Below are 14,570 nucleotides of genomic sequence, written 5' to 3' on the forward strand. Positions count from 1 at the left end.
TTTGCTACCTTATTTATTTTTTTCGGTTGTAACCGTCACTTTTTTATTAATGTCGGAATCTTCAAATTGAATACGGCTCACTAGATCTGTGCGTTGTAGGCCATCAACTAAAGCAATATTGTCGTTATAGCGCTGTTCAATCACACGAATTTTAACTTTTTGAATGGTGTGATTACGTACCACCCATACAAAAGGCTCATGTTGCATATTTTGAATGCTGTCTAAAGGAATCGTTTGGCCTTGCTGAGTGTCATTACGGAGAATATTTCCATTAATGAAAGCACCAATGCTTAACGAATCAAATTTTTCTTTAGGAACGGCAAAAAATTCGATTTGTCGGCTCTCTTGATCAGCAACAGGTGAAATACGCGTAAGCGTCGCATTTAATTGCTTAGAATTTCCCTGAATCTGATATTGAATGCTGCTACCGACTTTAAGAGCAGACTGTTGCTCAATTGGTATCTTGGCTTGTATTTCAAGTTGGTCTGGATTTACGATTTCAAATAATGTTTGACCAACAGATACAGTTTGACCAGGTTCGACTTGTCGTTTAGTAATGACGCCTGAAATTGGGCTGGTAATAATGCCGTCTTGATCAGCCTTACGAGCAATATCAACATTCGCTTGTTGGGCCTTTACACTTTCAAGTTGTCCTTTATAGTCAACCTGACTCTGTTCAAACTCGACACGAGCAATAAACCCTTGATTAAAAAGTCTTTGCTTTCGGTTCATTAAATTGCGTGCAAGTTCAGCTTGTGACTGAGCTGATGCGAGGTTGGCGCGCGCTTGTGCTAATCGTGCAACATTGTCTTGATTGTTCAATCTCACTAAAACTTGGCCTTTTTGTACCTGTTGACCAACATTTGTAGTTACAGTCGTCGCCGTGGCACTCACTTGAGCCTGAATTGAACTTTGCTGAACCGCACGGATGGTTCCCGTAAATGCAGTTTGAGAGTCAAGTGCTCCTTCTTTAACTGCAATCAGGTCTTGAGGAATGAGTTCAATTTTTGCTGGAGCTGATGCCGTTGTTTTAGTCGTTTCTTGCTGATTACATGCAGCTAAAATCAAACATAAACTAATAATACTCAGTTTAAAAATAGTGGAAGGGGTGAGATGCATCTTGTGCATACAGCATCATCCTATAGTTCAAATTTTATTTTGCCCCTATTCTTGATAAACCTTTACAGTTATTCAAGCTTTTTTAAACGTTCGATAATGTTTTCATACTCGCTATTGGTACGTTTGTAATTCTTGGAAAGTATTTCAAGTGTTTGTTTGACTCTGTAAATATTATTTAGATTGTTTTCAATCAAAGTCTTATGTCGCTCAGGAATGACTTCTCGCTTTCTGAAATATTCCATTTCTTGACGCTTAAATAAAATTTTGTCTTGTTGTAACTGGTCGAGTTGTTCCTCTTGATAGTTAATTTGCTTCTTTATAGCAAGTAATGCTTGATCTCTTTTAAGCATGGCTGTCTTACTATTGCTATATGCATTTTTTAATTTGATATCTAGTTCTCTATGCCGTGCCGATAATGCTCGTTGACCTGATTGATTTAAATCAGCCTCGGCACTATAAGAGTGGTTTCTTTTAATCACTTGCATATTTTGATCTAGAACTTCATACCCGTAACGAATGTGAGCCGGGGTGACAGATGTACTGATATTGGCCGTACCGTGTTGATCATAATAACGATACCAGACCACTTTAGAAGTATCCGCTAGAGCCAAGGTTGTTGAAAAACAGAGCGAACCGAAGGAAATAATGCCTATAGATACAGACAAGCAGTTCCTATAAAAGGCATATTTCATCCGATTATTCATTGAATATCCCCAAAAAAAGAAAGCTAAATTGCTTATTTTTAAATAATTAATCTTTAATATATTAGTTATTATTTAGCTGAATAAAAATATAGTCATTATAAAAAAAATGATAATTTTAATTAAAGTGTGATGAGGTTAAAAGTTATTGTTTATAAATGAGAAAGTAGACAAAAATGCCTCATTGAAAATAGACTGTGAGATATGTTAAAAATGCGTATAAATGCGTAAAAACAAATTTAAGTTAAATTGCATTTATATTTTATATTTATGGGGATGGAAGATTAAATGGAAGATGCATTCCAAAATCTGAAAGTAATGGTAATTGATGACTCAAAAACCATTCGCCGAACAGCCGAAACTTTATTACAGCGAGAAGGCTGTGAAGTGATTACTGCGGTGGATGGATTTGAAGCTTTGTCCAAAATTGCAGAGGCAAATCCAGATATTGTTTTTGTCGATATCATGATGCCTCGTTTAGACGGTTATCAAACTTGCGCTTTGATTAAAAACTCTCAAAATTATCAGAACATTCCCGTTATCATGCTCTCTAGTAAAGATGGTTTATTTGATCAGGCAAAAGGGCGTGTGGTAGGTTCAGATGAATACTTGACGAAACCTTTTAGCAAAGACGAATTGTTAAACGCGATTCGTAATCATGTAAGTTCATAATTAAGTAATTTAAGGGCAAAGAAATGGCACGTATTCTTATTGTTGATGACTCACCAACAGAAACTTATCGTTTTAGAGAAATTCTAACCAAGCATGGCTATGATGTACTTGAAGCATCTAATGGTGCAGATGGTGTAACTTTAGCAAAAGCTGAACAGCCTGACTTGGTGTTAATGGATGTTGTTATGCCTGGTGTAAATGGTTTTCAGGCAACACGTCAGATTACCCGCGATGAAGACACTAAGCATATTCCTGTTGTTATTGTGAGTACTAAAGATCAGGCAACTGACCGAGTATGGGGTAAGCGTCAAGGTGCAATCGATTATTTGATTAAACCTATCGAAGAAAAGCAATTGATTGATGTAATTAAACAATTTCTAAATTAACTCATCCATCCATAAAAACATAAATAACGGGATTATCTGCCCGTTTTATAGGATCGAGTATGGCAGCGAATGGATTTATCGAGTTACTTCGTTTGTCTAAACGGGGTAATAAGAATTACGCTTCAGTTCAAAATGAAGCACAGCGATGGTCAGGGATTGCTTTTGAAATGAGAGGGCAATACTTCGTCGCACCACTTGGGGAAGTGTCAGAAGTTATCTATCCACCGAAATATACGCCAGTTCCAAATGCTCAAAGTTGGGTAAAAGGTTTAGCGAACATTCGGGGAAGGTTACTTTCAGTTTCTGATTTGGCTCATTTTATTTCAGGGCAACGAAGTACATTTTCGTCTGCCCAAAAAGTGTTATGTATTAGCCATCACGACCAGTATGTGGGGTTGGTTGTGGATCAGGTCTTGGGGATTCAGCACTTTAATAAAAAAAGTTTTTTTTCTCAAAGCTTAGACTTAGAGGAAAATCTAAAAGATTATTGCCAAGGTTATTTTCACCAACATAACCAGCATTGGCATGTCTTTTTATTTAGTCGTTTATTGCAAAACCCACATTACATGAATGCATCGACAAAATTTATAAACTAATTTTTTTACGCTGTGAAAAACAGAGTATTTTCTGGGGAGAAGCTATGGGCTTTAAGCTTAAAAAGAAAGGCGGCAATCGTGTTGCGTCCGAAAAACCGGGTCTCAATTTTATTGCAAAAATCCAGTCAGGAATTGAGCAATACGCCAGTTTATTTGGGGAAAGTGAAAAGTCCAAGCCTATCCTTTATGTAGCGTTGTTATGTTTGGTATTTGCTTTAACTTCGCTCGTTTATTTATTTTATAGCGTACCTCGACATAACGAATTAACACGTAGTTTGGGTGAGTTGCGTTTATTATCACAAACGATTTCTAGACAGGCTACTGAAGCAACGGCTTCTGGTTCACCTAAAGCGATGAAAGAGTTAGCTGAATCAAATAAACTTTTTGCAGAAAATATCAAAGATGTTGAAAATATTCATGGTACATCTTCAAAAGAATACAAAAAGGTTGCGGTTCTGTGGAAAGCTTTGTCTTATGACATTAACTTAATCTCGTCACATCAAGACGTAATTAATCAGTTATATAACATGAATATCTCGATTAGTGATTCTATTCCAGAGATTCAGGCTGAATATAACTTGATGGTTGATAAGATGGTTCGCGAAAAAGCACCAAGTAGTCAGGTGATTATTGCTAAGAACCAAGTATTTATTGCAGAACGTATTTTGCGCTCTATTAACACTGTTTTGGTTGGTACAGAAAATTCTCAGACCTCAGCACATGACTTTGGTGTGGATATTGAGACGTTTGGTGTGTATTTAAATGCACAGCTAAACGGAAATGCTGAATTGGGTGTTGCTAGAGTTGAGTCTCCGGAAGTACGTGAGTCTTTGGAAGGTATTAAATCTGAATATGATAAAGTTTTAAAATCTGCAGCGGCATCAGTTCTTCAGCATACAGATCAGATTGTAAACGTACGTCAGTCATCAGGCGAGATCTTATCGGAATCTGATGAAATGTTATCTGTATTGGGTGATCTTTCTAAGCAAACACAATATGGTTGGAAAGCATTTGCTTTAGTTGCACTTCTTACCTTGTCACTTCTTGGTTTAATTAGTTCAGTCTTAAAGCTTTTATCACTTCGTAGTAAAGCAGATAAACAACGTGTAGCTATCTTGCAAGAAGAATATGACCGTAACCAAAACGCGATTTTACGTTTACTAGATGAAATCGCCGACTTGGCAGACGGTGACTTGCGTTCATATGCAACGGTATCTGAGGACTTTACGGGAGCAATTGCCGACTCGATTAACTTTGCGATTGACCAATTACGTGATCTTGTATCCCGAATTCATGAAACTTCTCAGGAAGTTGCCCGCTATACGCATGATACACAGAATATTACTAACCAGTTGGCAGAAGCATCAGAGCATCAGGCACAAGAGATTGCCGGCGCATCAACCGCAATGAATGAAATGGCGCAATCAATTGACCAAGTATCTTCAAATGCATCGGAATCTACCGAAGTAGCAGAACGTTCGGTACAAATTGCTTCTAATGGCGCACAAGTGGTAAACCGTTCAATTGAAGGTATGGACACGATTCGTGAACAGATTCAGGAAACCTCTAAACGTATTAAACGTTTGGGTGAGTCTTCACAAGAAATTGGTAACATCGTATCGTTAATTAACGACATTGCGGACCAAACAAACATTCTTGCATTAAATGCGGCAATTCAAGCATCTATGGCAGGTGAGGCTGGACGTGGTTTTGCCGTGGTTGCAGATGAAGTACAGCGTCTTGCAGAACGTTCCGCATCAGCAACTAAACAGATCGAAACTCTGGTTAAAACAATTCAGACCGATACTAACGAAGCTGTTATTTCAATGGAACAAACAACAACTGAGGTAGTACGCGGAGCGAACTTGGCAAAAGATGCGGGTATTGCCTTGGACGAGATTCAAAAAGTATCTGGTGACTTGGCAAACTTAATGGCCAGCATTTCTGATGCAGCAAAACTTCAGTCTGCATCTGCGAGTCATATTGCGACAACGATGACCGTCGTACAAGAAATTACTTCGCAAACCACAACTGCAACATTCGATACAGCACGTTCGGTTTCTGAATTAGCAAATATGGCAGAGTCATTACGTGAATCGGTAACGGACTTTAAATTACCTGATTAAATTGGGGACGAGGATAGCTGTTTCTATAATAGCTATCCTTTTAAAAAGTATTAAGAACGCTAGGTAAATATTGGGGACACAGCTATTTATCTGGTGTTGACTCTGTCGTTTTTCTCCATTTAGGAGACAAGCAAAAGAAGCCTTTGCTATGAAAGAAATATTAAAAACTTTAACTGAAGCAATGATGCTACCGGAAGATAGCTATTCTCAACAAGATGCTGAATTTCTTGATATCTTCGTTGAAGAAATTGAAGAAATTTTTGTTGAATTGCAATCTTTGATTCATGAATGGATGCAATCTAAAAATGTTGCTACGCTGACTGAGATCCGTCGCCATTTTCATACCTTGAAAGGTTCAGGGCGAATGATTGCAGCGAAATCCTCTGCTGAGCTTGCTTGGACTGTAGAAGATACGCTTAATCGGATCATCAATGAGAGTCTCACATTAACTCCTAACATCCAACAATATGTTCAGTTGGTATTTAAGTTCTATTTCTTTAAATTAGTAGATGACTTTAAATCTAAAAAGGAACATGCAGTAGATTTTAGGCCTCTTATTCTATTGGGACAACAATTACAACAACAGCAAAGTTTAGAGCCTGCTTTAGAAGAACTTTTATTATTGTCTGATACTCTCACTGCGGAAACTAAGACTGGTTTAGAGGTGAATGATTTAGAGCAGGCGTCAGATAATTTAATCCTAGAAACCACGATAGAAAGTGAACATAATCTTGCTGAAACCTTAGTTTTATTTATGGAAGAAGCAGAAGAGCATTTAGCGACCATTGATCAATTTTTAGAACAAGAAATACATCAGCACGAAAGTTATAATGCGCTCATCCGTGCATTACATACATTGCGCGGTAGCTCGGCAATGGCTCAGGTAGAAGCAATTTTTGATGCTAGTACGAAGGTTGAGCATTTATTCAAAATCTTATTACAAGAAGAACTTTCTTCTCATTCAGAAGAGATATTACTACTCCGTGATTACAGACAGTTTATTCGAAATTGTTTAGATCTATTAGCTGCGCATTGCTCTAATGACCAATTAGATTCTAATCTGAAACAGTTTAACCAAGTTTGGGATGCTTATATGGAGCAGCATGGGGAGCATTCAAGCCCACTCATGCCTCCACATGGTCTAGTATCTCAGCTGTTACAGCTCGATGTTTCAGAATTGCTTGATGCAGAGTTAGATTTTGAGAAGGGAATTCGTTCTGAGTTTCCTCACTATCTTGAACGATTAAGTGAACAAGCTAACTTGTTACTGCAACATACTCAGTCTCAGGCCATGGTTGGTTTATATGAATATACGAACCAACTAAAAGATAGCTATGACGTATTGCTTGATCGACCTGATTTATTGCAATCAGATTATGTTTTTGAAATTTATCAGAAAGCACATCAACAATTAATTCAGTTATTTGACGCATTAGCTGCGGGTCAACGAGTTAGTATCATTGAGCAGCACCAAAATGTTTTGGAAGAGCTAAAACTATATACCCAACATATTCCGAGCCTTAATTCTGAACCATTAGATAATCAGGATGTTGTTGAGTCGTTATTCAGTGTTGATGTAGAACAAACATCACATGAATCTCCGGCATCTATCGAAAATGTATTAACTGATCATGTAGCAATGAGTCAGAGTATGCATTTAGATCGCCAGTTCATGACTACTGAGCACGTAAATCGTTATTTTGATCCAGAACTGTTAGATATTTTTCTTGAAGAAGCCGATGAGTTACTTGAAGGAATGGATACAGATCTTAATGTTTGGGTTAATGATCAAGAGAACTTTGCTGCTCTTAATAATCTGATGCGTTATTTGCATACCTTAAAAGGTGGGGCAAATATGATTCAGGCAAATTATATTGGTTTAATTGCACATGAATTAGAAAGTATTTATGAGCGCATCATTCAAAGACAGTTGGTTGCTTCATCTGCTCTTATTGATTTTATCCGTCTGGTTCAAGATGATTTAGCTGACCGTCTACAAATAGTACGTGAGCAGCATATAGATTATGCGGCTTCTCATACTATTCAAGCGCTTAAGAATGCCGGTAAGGTATATGAGTCACTTGGCTCTGTTGTTAAAGAGATGCAAGCAGAGTCTGAAACAGATGTTATACCAGAATTAAATGTTGAAGTATTACAGCAAGAAGCTATACACGATATTGCGTTAAATCTCGATGAGTTAACTTCTAATTTTGAGCAGATTGTTGAGTCTAATACTCGACTTGTTGAGCACACAGAATTACAAGTTTTTGATGCAGAAGGCTATACAGACATTATCCAAGATCAGGATATTGATTCTGTTGTCGAGCAGACATTTATGGAGGAAGCGGCCGAGCTTTTAGAGATGGCCGATCATCTGTTAAAGCAATGGTTTGAACAGCGTACCAATCGTAGTATCTTGCTTCAGCTACAAAGAGCAGTGCACAGTTTGAAGGGTGGTTCCCGTATGTTGGGACTAGAAACTGTGCAAGCAATTGCTTATCAACTTGAGAATGCTTTTGAAAAATTTGCGCTTTATCATTTTAGCTCAAATATTTATGACAACTTATTAGAAAGTGCGATTGTCTGGCTAAAAGAGGCAATTTTTAAGCAAAATTATCAACACTTCGATGGATTACAGCACAGTCTAGAAAATATTCAGTTTATTGAAACTGCAATTCAAATTCCGAGTAAATTGACTAGAACTGATCTATTTGGCACGGAACCTGTAATGAGTTTTGTGCAAGGTGATGGTACAGAACCGCCACCAATGATGGGTGCATGGGAACAAACCCAGCATCTTGAACAAAATAATGAGATGATCCGTGTTTCAGCAGACTTAATCGAGAAAATGATTGATTTGTCTGGTGAAAATTCGATTAACCGTTCACGAATTGAAATGGATCTTAGCCAATTTGGTCATACGCTGGTGGAAATGGAATTAGCCATTCAACGACTTGCAGACCAGTTACGTCGAATGGAAGGCGAATTAGAAACTCAGATTATTGCAAAACACGGTATTGAGCATTCTCGTTATACAGAATTTGATCCTCTAGAGATGGATCAATATTCTTCATTGAATCAATTATCGAAATCACTTGCCGAATCTGCATCAGACTTAGTGGATTTCAAAAGTACATTATCCGAAAAAATCAGAGATACCGAAAGTTTATTGGTACAGCAATCACGTATTCAGGCCGAAATTCAAGAAGGGCTAATGCGAACACGTCTAGTACCATTCTCTCGATTGCTACCTCGTTTACAACGAATTGTGAGACAGACTTCTACTGCGTTAGATCGACCAGCAGAACTTTTTGTTAATAATACTGAAGGTGAGCTAGACCGGACAATGTTAGAGCGTTTGGTTACACCGCTTGAGCACATGCTTCGAAATGCAATTGATCATGGTCTAGAAGATCGTGTGCAACGTGAACAAGCACAAAAACCAGAAACTGGACGTATTGAACTAAATATTCACCGTCAAGGTACCGATGTTGTTGTTACGTTTAAAGATGATGGTCGAGGTATTGATATCGAGAAGGTCCGTCAAAAGGCTCTCTTGTCTGGTTTGATTAATTCTGAACAAGTATTAGAACATCAAGATATTTTGCAGTTGATTTTCCATCCAGGATTAAGTACAGCCGATCAAGTCACTCAGATTTCAGGTCGTGGTGTAGGGCTTGATGTTGTACAAAGTGATATTAAAGCTTTGGGCGGACATGTGACTGTTGACTCCGTTTATGGGCAAGGAACAATTTTTACTATACGTGTTCCAACCACAGTAGCGGTTAGTGATGCCTTGATGGTTAAAGTTGCTGATCAACAATTTGCAATTCCGTTGGCTCAAATTGATCGAATTGTTCGAGTTTCACCAATCTCATTAGAACAGTATTTTGGAAGTGCACAAGAGTTCTTTGAATTTGAAAATAAACGCTACCCATTACGCTATTTATCTGAGTTTGTTGGTAATCAGCCGATTCCACGTTTAAGTGGGATGATGTATTCGCTACCAGTATTAATGATTAAGGCCAATAATGGACAAACAATTGCATTATTGGTTGATCAGCTTATTGGTTCACGAGCGCAGATTGTAGTTAAGCCAATCGGGCAGCAGTTCTCTAGTATTGGTGCGATTGCAGGTGCAACTATTTTAGGTGATGGTCAAGTTTGTCTCATTTTAGATGGACAAAATATTGCTCGCCAAATTCAGTCTACTCGTCGACATAAGTCGCTCAATGAGACTGTCTATAGACAACGCGAGTCTGACGAACGCCGTCTCATTATGATTGTAGATGACTCTGTTACAGTCCGTAAGGTGACGACTCGTTTACTCGAACGCCAAGGCTATGACGTAGTCACTGCTAAAGATGGTATTGATGCAATTGAGCAGTTGGAAAATATTAAACCAGATCTGATGTTGCTTGATATTGAAATGCCGCGAATGGATGGTTTTGAGGTACTTAACCTCGTACGACATCATGATCTACATCAACATATGCCAGTCATTATGATTACATCAAGAACTGGTGAAAAACACCGTGAACGAGCATTTGCTTTAGGGGTTAACCAATACATGGGTAAACCTTTCCAAGAAGAAGACTTACTTCACAATATTGATGCTTTTTTCACGACACGTGAAGAGGAACTTGCCTAATGAAAAATCAGATAAGTACATCATTAATTAATGAAATGGATCAGCAAGAGCTTCAACATTTAATTACTGTTTCAACTGGTTTTATTGATGCATATATTATTGAATGTAATCAGCAAGTGCCAATGCTATTGCCACAAAACATAGTGTTATCAGCGATGGATGTCAAAAATGGCATTAAGCATATTGAATGGCATGACGTAAAGCTTCCGGTCTATTCATTGCATAATGAAGTTGACTCGCGAGCGGTGGCATTGGTTATTGAAAGTGAAGATATTAGCCAACGTTTTGCACTCATCTGTAAATCGATGCCAGCTTCAGTTCGTTTACGTATTTCTGAAGTCGTAGATGAAAATGAGGATATACAAGATACTTTACAGAATCCAAGTGTATTTAAATATGTGCGAATGGAGAATCAACGCTACCACGTTCCTAATTTGCAATATATCCAAAACTCGCTTCATCTATAAAAAAAAGGAACTCATTTGAGTTCCTTTTTAATTTTTATTTAGCTAATAAATTTTCTAAAATTTGCTCATAAATATCAGTCAGGGGATCGAGGTCATGCACGTCAACATGTTCATTAATTTGATGAATTGTTGCGTTAAGAACTCCTAACTCCAATACCTGTGCACCTGTCGGAGCAATAAAACGTCCGTCCGAAGTACCACCACTTGTTGAAAGCTCAGTTTCAGTACCCGTTACATTTAAAATAGCAGTTTGAGCGGCATTAACGAGTTCACCGATTGGAGTCAGGAAAGGTAAACCAGACAAATTCCAAACGATTTCATATTTTAAACCGTGTTTATCTAAAATCTCATGAACACGTTGTTTAAGCTGTTCAGCTGTCACTTCTGTTGAATAACGGAAGTTAAAAGTAACTTCTAAAGTACCCGGAATTACGTTGGTTGCACCAGTTCCAGCATGAATATTTGAAATCTGAAATGATGTTGCTGGGAAATATTCATTTCCATTATCCCAAACGGTTTGGCATAGCTCTGTTAAAGCAGGTGATGCCTCATGAATTGGGTTAAGTGCTAAATGTGGATAAGCAACATGGCCTTGTTTACCTTGGACTTTCAATACTGCATTAAGCGAACCACGACGCCCATTTTTAACAATATCACCTAGTTTATGAGTACTTGAGGGTTCACCTACCAAACACCATTTAATTTTTTCGTTACGTTCTTCAAGAGTCTCAATAACTTTGACCGTACCGTTAACAGCAGGGCCTTCCTCATCTGAAGTAATCAGAAATGCGATAGAACCTTTATGGTTTGGATGTTTTGCTACAAAACGCTCAGATGCAACAACCATAGCTGCCAAAGCTGTTTTCATATCTGCCGAACCGCGGCCATATAATTTTCCATCGCGGATTTCAGGTGCAAATGGATCTGAATTCCATGCTTCTAATTTACCTGTCGGAACGACATCAGTATGACCTGCAAAACAAAATACAGGCTCTTCAGTTCCGCGGCGTGCCCAGAGATTATCTACATCACCAAAACGCATTGGTTCAATATGAAAACCAACTTGGCGTAAGCGGTCTGCCATGATGGTCTGACAAGTATGATCAACTGGAGTAACAGAAGGTTGTTGTAAAAGTTCTAGGCTAAGCGAGAGAGTATCTGAATGGTTCATACCGGAAATTGCGTGCTGATCAGGTGAAATATAGTCCGATATAATAGGCGAATCTCTACGTGATGGGTACGTAAAAATAAAAAAACCTTATCGGAACGATAAGGTTTTTTAGTGATAACTCTAACTTACATTTTATCTTGTGTTTTTTCAGCAGTATTCGTTACGGCATCACCTGCTTTAGAAACATCTTTACCAAAACCCTTAAACGTATTACAGCCTGTTAAAACAACAGCAATCATGACAGAAGCAGCTAAAACTTTTTTCATCATTTTCTCCGTTTAAATTTAATAATGAAGTAAATTTAGATTAAAAAACAAACGGAAAAAGAAACATAACTGTTTAATAGTAAAAACGTTATAAAATGTTTCTAGAATCTTAAATTTATTGTTAATTATTTAAATTTCTGGAAGTTGGACTGAAATTTTAAATATGAAGGGTGTCTAAACATATAAAACAGAACCTCCTGACCATTTTTACAATATAAACCATCTGTCCACCAATGTGCTGGGACGGAACTAGGTTGTTTATTTGGACACAGCCATTCGTGTCTTTCTAATCGATAAAAAGAGGAATGGGGAATTATGGTGCCCCAATATCCTAAACGACGCTGTAAATTTATCCATTCAGGTAGGGGCTGTTGTAAATTTAAATCTAGAGGAAGATAAAGCTGGCCCTTTAAAACTGAAAAACGTTGTTGAATTTCAAAGTCTAAGGCTTCAGGAAACTGAAATTGTTTGTTCGTAAAGTGATAAAGCTTTTTGCTTAAAGTATCCTGACGGTTTAAGCCAATCCATTGTTCTAAATGTAAATCTGCCTCACCGAGATAATATTTTAAGGCTACCTCCCAGTGTTCAATTTCTTGAGTTTCTTTATTTAAAATTAAAAAATCTAGTTCTCCTAAAGTTTTTGCTCCCTCAATTTTTTGAATACTATGTCCTAAGAGCTGATAGGGGTGATACTGATCCTCTTGCAACCAAAACCAGAGTAGATGTTCAAAGCGTAAACCTAGACGTGTACTTTTAAGCTGAGATAAAAACTGAATTAAAGGCTCTGGAGTTTGGTCAAGCTCTTTCAATCGCGGTAAATAATTTTGAAAATGAACTTCCCAAAACTCACTTGTATGTAGCTTAAAAAGATGTTGTATACATAAACTTTTTGGTATTTGACATAGTAAATTTGGGCTAGCAATACAAAAAGCGAGCTGTCGAACTATAGGGTGTTGAAATTGAAGCCATGGCTCGAAATAGGACGTTTTAACTGAGGCAATATTCATACATTTAATACTCGAAGTAATTCATCCTAATTTCATAACGGATCAACAAAAAATATTAGAAAAACACTTTATACTAACGCTAACAGCAGGTTAAGGTTTATATATGCGAACATTGTTCTGGCGCTCTTTAGTCGTGATTTTTATCACGCTAGGCATTATTGGAGCAATTTTACCAGGTATGCCAACAACAGTGTTTTTGATTCTGGCTGCTTGGGCTGCGTCAAAAGGCTGGCCACAAATGGATAATTGGTTGTTAAATCATCCTAAATATGGTCCAACGCTACGTGATTGGCGAGCCAATGGCACAGTGCCTCGTAAAGCGAAGTGGATTGCAAGCATAATGATGGCGATTAGCGGAATTATCATGCTATTCACTTCAGCACCACTTTTAGTCAAGGTTTTTACTGATCTTACTATGTTCATCGTTGCAGTTTGGTTATGGCTACGCCCTGAGCCAAAATAAAAGATTGATAATCTTTTATTTTGGCGTAAGACAAGCAGTGAAACTGCGCGTAGATAAAAGAAGATTGATAATCTTTTATTTCCAGTGCAAGACAAGCCCTTACAATAATTTTTTAATTAAACTCAATGTACTTGAGTTGATATAAGAGAATAAGTTCAATGTCTCAATTTAAGCTCGAAGATGCTGATGTTCTTATCGATTTAGCAAACCAAACATTAACTTTGCCTAAACATAATAAGTTTTATGTCATTTCTACAGGAAAGAATGGAATTGGTGAGCAGGAAAACACAGGTAGAACACCACGCGGATGGCATAGAGTAGCAAAGAAAATTGGTGCCGAGTCCCCACAAAATGCAGTTTTTATTGCACGTAAGCCAACAGGCGAGGTTTATAGCACTGAGTTAGCTACCCAATATCCTGAACGAGACTGGATACTTTCTCGTATTCTTTGGTTAGATGGCCTAGAAGAAGGTTTTAATAAAGGCGAAGGCCACGACACCATGCAGCGTTACATTTACATTCATGGGACTCCAGATACGCAACCAATGGGGGTGCCAATGTCACATGGCTGCGTTCGAATGCGTAATGAAGAAATCATTGAGCTATTTGATTTAGTTGCTGAAGATGCGTTAGTTTATTTATCTGAACAATCTTTAACCTGAGAGCGAGTTTTATCTAATCTTGATGAGCTGTGTAAATGTGATAAATATTGAAATAAGTGTTTAAATAAAATACAAAAAATTGTTTTTTACTTAATAATGACTTATTTTTAATCATTCATTCGCATTTTTTTAAAAAGAAGTCGAAAAGCGTTTGACACCTGTTAAAGATTCTCTATAATGCACCTCACAAACGATGAAGACGTTAAGGGCGCTTAGCTCAGTTGGTAGAGCGTCTGCCTTACAAGCAGAATGTCGGCGGTTCGATCCCGTCAGCGCCCACCAT

13 protein-coding genes and 1 tRNA gene are annotated in these 14,570 nt (G+C 37.7%); 9 read left to right on the plus strand and 5 right to left on the minus strand.

Features of this window, described 5'->3' with window-relative positions; all coding sequences use genetic code 11:
* Nucleotides 1-9: 9 nt before the first annotated feature.
* The gene (locus tag ODQ17_RS06965; protein ID WP_322902756.1) at nt 10-1,119 is read right to left on the minus strand and encodes an efflux RND transporter periplasmic adaptor subunit; all 1,110 of its coding nucleotides are present in this window, start codon (nt 1,117-1,119) and stop codon (nt 10-12) included.
* Nucleotides 1,120-1,187: 68 nt separating this feature from the next.
* On the minus strand, nt 1,188-1,823 hold the full coding sequence (locus ODQ17_RS06970) for a hypothetical protein (RefSeq protein WP_322902635.1): 636 nt from the start codon (nt 1,821-1,823) through the stop codon (nt 1,188-1,190).
* A 285-nt stretch (nt 1,824-2,108) separates the two neighbouring features.
* On the opposite strand from ODQ17_RS06970, the gene pilG reads away from it, so the two are divergent.
* The 6 genes from pilG (at nt 2,109) to ODQ17_RS07000 (ending at nt 10,718) form a co-directional block, all read left to right on the plus strand.
* Nucleotides 2,109-2,492 (plus strand): twitching motility response regulator PilG, encoded by a 384-nt coding sequence (gene pilG / locus ODQ17_RS06975; protein WP_000389061.1) that lies wholly within the window; start codon nt 2,109-2,111, stop codon nt 2,490-2,492.
* A 23-nt stretch (nt 2,493-2,515) separates the two neighbouring features.
* Entirely contained in the window at nt 2,516-2,878 is a 363-nt protein-coding gene (locus ODQ17_RS06980) for a response regulator (RefSeq protein ID WP_004789266.1), read from the plus strand.
* Nucleotides 2,879-2,937: 59 nt separating this feature from the next.
* On the plus strand, nt 2,938-3,474 hold the full coding sequence (locus ODQ17_RS06985; protein WP_005309806.1) for a chemotaxis protein CheW: 537 nt from the start codon (nt 2,938-2,940) through the stop codon (nt 3,472-3,474).
* A 44-nt stretch (nt 3,475-3,518) separates the two neighbouring features.
* Nucleotides 3,519-5,600: a methyl-accepting chemotaxis protein gene (locus ODQ17_RS06990; RefSeq protein ID WP_322902637.1), complete on the plus strand. Its 2,082-nt coding sequence runs from the start codon at nt 3,519-3,521 to the stop codon at nt 5,598-5,600.
* 148 nt (nt 5,601-5,748) lie between these two features.
* Nucleotides 5,749-10,251, plus strand: coding sequence for an Hpt domain-containing protein (locus ODQ17_RS06995; RefSeq protein WP_322902639.1), 4,503 nt, complete (start codon nt 5,749-5,751; stop codon nt 10,249-10,251).
* A complete protein-coding gene (locus ODQ17_RS07000; protein ID WP_322902641.1) occupies nt 10,251-10,718 on the plus strand; it encodes a hypothetical protein in 468 nt (155 codons plus the stop codon). Before ODQ17_RS06995 ends, ODQ17_RS07000 begins: the two co-directional genes overlap by 1 nt.
* Before the next feature lie 34 nt (nt 10,719-10,752).
* Here the strand turns inward: ODQ17_RS07000 and dapE are convergent, their stop codons facing one another.
* The 3 genes from dapE to ODQ17_RS07015 all read right to left on the minus strand — a co-directional run bounded on the left by dapE (nt 10,753) and on the right by ODQ17_RS07015 (nt 13,162).
* Nucleotides 10,753-11,889, minus strand: coding sequence for a succinyl-diaminopimelate desuccinylase (gene dapE / locus ODQ17_RS07005; protein WP_005309814.1), 1,137 nt, complete (start codon nt 11,887-11,889; stop codon nt 10,753-10,755).
* Nucleotides 11,890-12,014: 125 nt separating this feature from the next.
* The gene (locus tag ODQ17_RS07010) at nt 12,015-12,158 is read right to left on the minus strand and encodes an entericidin A/B family lipoprotein (protein WP_003655297.1); all 144 of its coding nucleotides are present in this window, start codon (nt 12,156-12,158) and stop codon (nt 12,015-12,017) included.
* A gap of 122 nt (nt 12,159-12,280) precedes the next feature.
* Nucleotides 12,281-13,162, minus strand: a complete 882-nt coding sequence (locus ODQ17_RS07015) for a DUF1853 family protein (RefSeq protein ID WP_322902643.1) — start codon at nt 13,160-13,162, stop codon at nt 12,281-12,283.
* A gap of 103 nt (nt 13,163-13,265) precedes the next feature.
* On the opposite strand from ODQ17_RS07015, the gene ODQ17_RS07020 reads away from it, so the two are divergent.
* The 3 genes from ODQ17_RS07020 (at nt 13,266) to ODQ17_RS07030 (ending at nt 14,569) form a co-directional block, all read left to right on the plus strand.
* The gene (locus ODQ17_RS07020; protein ID WP_005309821.1) at nt 13,266-13,625 is read left to right on the plus strand and encodes a YbaN family protein; all 360 of its coding nucleotides are present in this window, start codon (nt 13,266-13,268) and stop codon (nt 13,623-13,625) included.
* A gap of 158 nt (nt 13,626-13,783) precedes the next feature.
* Nucleotides 13,784-14,287, plus strand: coding sequence for a cell wall-recycling L,D-carboxypeptidase ElsL (elsL, locus tag ODQ17_RS07025; RefSeq protein ID WP_111856204.1), 504 nt, complete (start codon nt 13,784-13,786; stop codon nt 14,285-14,287).
* Between the two features lie 206 nt (nt 14,288-14,493).
* Nucleotides 14,494-14,569, plus strand: a tRNA-Val gene (locus tag ODQ17_RS07030).
* The last annotated feature ends 1 nt before the right edge of the window (nt 14,570 follow it).

The organism is Acinetobacter sp. IRS14 (genome assembly GCF_034650275.1).
GTDB classification, from domain to species: Bacteria; Pseudomonadota; Gammaproteobacteria; order Pseudomonadales; family Moraxellaceae; genus Acinetobacter; species Acinetobacter oleivorans.

Excerpts from the sequence above, each read along its gene's own strand:
- ODQ17_RS06965 (WP_322902756.1), bottom strand. The coding sequence starts at position 1,119 with ATGCATCTCACCCCTTCCACTATTTTTAAACTGAGTATTATTAGTTTA.
- ODQ17_RS06970 (WP_322902635.1), bottom strand. The coding sequence starts at position 1,823 with ATGAATAATCGGATGAAATATGCCTTTTATAGGAACTGCTTGTCTGTA.
- pilG (WP_000389061.1), top strand. The coding sequence starts at position 2,109 with ATGGAAGATGCATTCCAAAATCTGAAAGTAATGGTAATTGATGACTCA.
- ODQ17_RS06980 (WP_004789266.1), top strand. The coding sequence starts at position 2,516 with ATGGCACGTATTCTTATTGTTGATGACTCACCAACAGAAACTTATCGT.
- ODQ17_RS06985 (WP_005309806.1), top strand. The coding sequence starts at position 2,938 with ATGGCAGCGAATGGATTTATCGAGTTACTTCGTTTGTCTAAACGGGGT.
- ODQ17_RS06990 (WP_322902637.1), top strand. The coding sequence starts at position 3,519 with ATGGGCTTTAAGCTTAAAAAGAAAGGCGGCAATCGTGTTGCGTCCGAA.
- ODQ17_RS06995 (WP_322902639.1), top strand. The coding sequence starts at position 5,749 with ATGAAAGAAATATTAAAAACTTTAACTGAAGCAATGATGCTACCGGAA.
- ODQ17_RS07000 (WP_322902641.1), top strand. The coding sequence starts at position 10,251 with ATGAAAAATCAGATAAGTACATCATTAATTAATGAAATGGATCAGCAA.
- dapE (WP_005309814.1), bottom strand. The coding sequence starts at position 11,889 with ATGAACCATTCAGATACTCTCTCGCTTAGCCTAGAACTTTTACAACAA.
- ODQ17_RS07010 (WP_003655297.1), bottom strand. The coding sequence starts at position 12,158 with ATGATGAAAAAAGTTTTAGCTGCTTCTGTCATGATTGCTGTTGTTTTA.
- ODQ17_RS07015 (WP_322902643.1), bottom strand. The coding sequence starts at position 13,162 with ATGAATATTGCCTCAGTTAAAACGTCCTATTTCGAGCCATGGCTTCAA.
- ODQ17_RS07020 (WP_005309821.1), top strand. The coding sequence starts at position 13,266 with ATGCGAACATTGTTCTGGCGCTCTTTAGTCGTGATTTTTATCACGCTA.
- elsL (WP_111856204.1), top strand. The coding sequence starts at position 13,784 with ATGTCTCAATTTAAGCTCGAAGATGCTGATGTTCTTATCGATTTAGCA.